Below are 2670 nucleotides of genomic sequence, written 5' to 3' on the forward strand. Positions count from 1 at the left end.
CGTCGCGTTTTGCTCGGCGATTTTGCATCATTGGATGTGCAAAATACCTACCGAGGTAGCGACGCTTACGTAATATATATTAAGTGAGGAGTTAGATATTAAGTATATTTATTAATGTGTAAACATAATAATTATATGCATTTTTCTGGTGTATAGATGCATAAGGCAATACTGTTTAAGACTTATAGCTGTAAGATGAAATAAAGTACTTTAAAGCGCTTTATTTAGCCAGTGGTTTCTCTGGTAACCAAATATTAATACATAAGCCATTCTTGCTATCTGCTCGGCTGTCAGCTCTGATTGTACCATGGTGTAGGTTAACAATGAGTTGAACAATAGAAAGGCCCAGGCCGCTGCCGTCGGCTTTATTGCCCACTTGGCGGTAGAAACGGTCGAAAATGCGGCGTCGTAGTTCAAGGGGAACGCCAGGACCATTGTCGATAACCTCAATGTGTATGCCGCCTGTTTGTATACCTGAACTTAGGTTGATTTCAACCTCACCGTATGCGGGGGTATAGCGAATGGCATTATCAGTTAGATTGCGAATAAGAATATTGAGCATTGCGCTTTGAGTTTCAATAAATAATGGCTGTTTAGGAGCATTTAAGCTTAACTCGATATTTTTCGCTAATGCCATTGGGACTAAATCGACAAGAAGTTCTTGGGTAAATGAGGAAATATTAATAGAGCCTTCTGGCAAAATTTTGTCCTGTGGCTCTAAGCGGCTTAGCAGCAGCAGTTGCTCGATGACGCGTGTAGCGCGGTCAACGCTTTTGGTAACCTTGTTAAGGGCGGAAAGAGCACTGGTATTTGTTGAACTGCGGCTGGCAATTTGACTGTGTGTGCGAATGGCCGCAAGGGGAGTACGTAATTCATGTGCAGCATCGGCAGTAAAGCGTTTTTCACGTTCAAAGGCGCCTTGAAGGCGGGTAAATAATGAATTAAGCTCCTGAACAAGTGGACGGATTTCTTCAGGCGCTTGGCCAAGTTCAATCGGGTCCTCAAGATTATCATGGCTACGTTTAGCGAGTAATGTTCTGATACGGTTCAGTGGTCGAAACCCCCAATCGAGTAGTACCCAGATTAACAGGGCCAGTAGTGGGCAGAAAAATAGTAAAGGATAGAGGCTTTTTAGCACTTGTCCGGCACTAAAGCGTGTGGCAATATCCGCGCGAATAGCGGTAATAAAGCGTAAACCTTGACGATAGTCTGGCAACGTGAATGTGCGCCAGGTCGCTGTGTCGATTTGAGTATCTTGGCTACCAAAACTGACTGTGGCGAGGGGCGCTTGTGGGGCATTAATGGATTTTAGTAGCAAAACCCCTTGATTATTCCAGACTTGAAAGACGAGTTGGTTTGAATTTAGGCGCTTTAATTCATCTGCTTCGAACTTAGTAAAATTACTGCTAGAAGGTGTGTTATGTTTGCTATAAGGCTTATTTAGTGTGGCTTGGAGTTCAGCAAGACGTTGCTTGTAAATCTGATTAGCAAGAATGATGCGCAGAATTTGAGCGGCTTGCGCCAGCGAGGTATCAAAGACCCCTTTGGCATTAGAGCGAACCTGAACATAGGTCCAGGTTCCCATAATAATACTGATAAACGTAGTAGCAATCAGTAAGCTGATAAGCAGAAAGTGGCGTACTGAGTTTTGAAACAACCATGCTTTTAGTCTCAAGGGCATTAGGTTTTTTCTACCATATAACCAATACCACGAATCGTGCGAATCAACTGATTGCCAAATTTTTTGCGCAGGTTGTGAATATGCACTTCAAGCGCATTACTGTCGATTTCGTTACTCCAACCGTAGAGAGATTGCATCAGTTGATCACGTGACAGGACGCGTCCGGTATTTTCTAACAGTTTGGTTAGCAGCACAAACTCACGGCGTGAGAGATTGACAGGCTCACTCTCTAAACTGACGGTATGGGCGGCGGGGTTAATTTCAATCGGTCCATAACTGATGGTGGGTTCTGCGCGGCCAGATGCCCGGCGTTCTAAGGCGCGTAAGCGTGCACATAGCTCATCTAGATCATAAGGTTTGCTCATATAATCATCGGCCCCTGCGTCAAGGCCTTTAATGCGATCTTCAATCTGATCCAGTGCAGTTAAAATAAGCACAGAAGTTTGGTTGCCTTTGGTACGCATATCTTTTAAGACAGCAATGCCATCTTTAAGTGGTAGGCCAAGGTCTAGAATCACTAAGTCAAATGTTTCTGCATCTAAAGCCCGGGTTGCGGCAACGCCGTCTTTGACCCAATCAACAGTGTAGCCACTTTGTACTAGCCCCGTTTGAGTTGCATCACCTAATAACTCATCATCTTCTACAAGTAAAACTCGCACGTCAATCTCCTCATCTAATATTTTTATAATAACTTTTATAATTTTTCTAAATTTAATCTCGTACATAAAATTTTCATATAGTGTACTACAGAATAAAGCGTTTGTTTTAAGTCAGTATTAACACACCTGGCTTTAATTTGATCTTACGGTTTTGTTGACTTAAGGCAAGTCTGACTTTCCACTAAAATATTTTATGAATTTGATTTTTATATAATTTTAAAAATAGCTAGATTAGCAGTTATAGCGCTCAACGAATAGTTTCTGACATTGACTTCATTACTTGACTAAGCGCTGTCTCTAAATTTATTTCATCTTGATCAAGCTTCATGC

Annotated in this window: 2 protein-coding genes; both read right to left on the reverse strand. The window is 42.2% G+C overall.

Annotation, left to right across the window (positions count from 1 at the left end; genetic code table 11):
* Nucleotides 1-220: 220 nt before the first annotated feature.
* Nucleotides 221-1681, reverse strand: a complete 1461-nt coding sequence (locus tag C200_RS12230) for an ATP-binding protein (RefSeq protein WP_196771034.1) — start codon at nucleotides 1679-1681, stop codon at nucleotides 221-223.
* Nucleotides 1681-2340: a response regulator gene (locus C200_RS12235; protein WP_016211983.1), complete on the reverse strand. Its 660-nt coding sequence runs from the start codon at nucleotides 2338-2340 to the stop codon at nucleotides 1681-1683. Before C200_RS12235 ends, C200_RS12230 begins: the two co-directional genes overlap by 1 nt.
* Between the last annotated feature and the right edge of the window lie 330 nt (nucleotides 2341-2670).

The organism is Piscirickettsia salmonis LF-89 = ATCC VR-1361 (genome assembly GCF_000297215.2).
Classification (GTDB): Bacteria; Pseudomonadota; Gammaproteobacteria; order Piscirickettsiales; family Piscirickettsiaceae; genus Piscirickettsia; species Piscirickettsia salmonis.

Excerpts from the sequence above, each read along its gene's own strand:
- C200_RS12230 (WP_196771034.1), bottom strand. The coding sequence starts at position 1,681 with ATGCCCTTGAGACTAAAAGCATGGTTGTTTCAAAACTCAGTACGCCAC.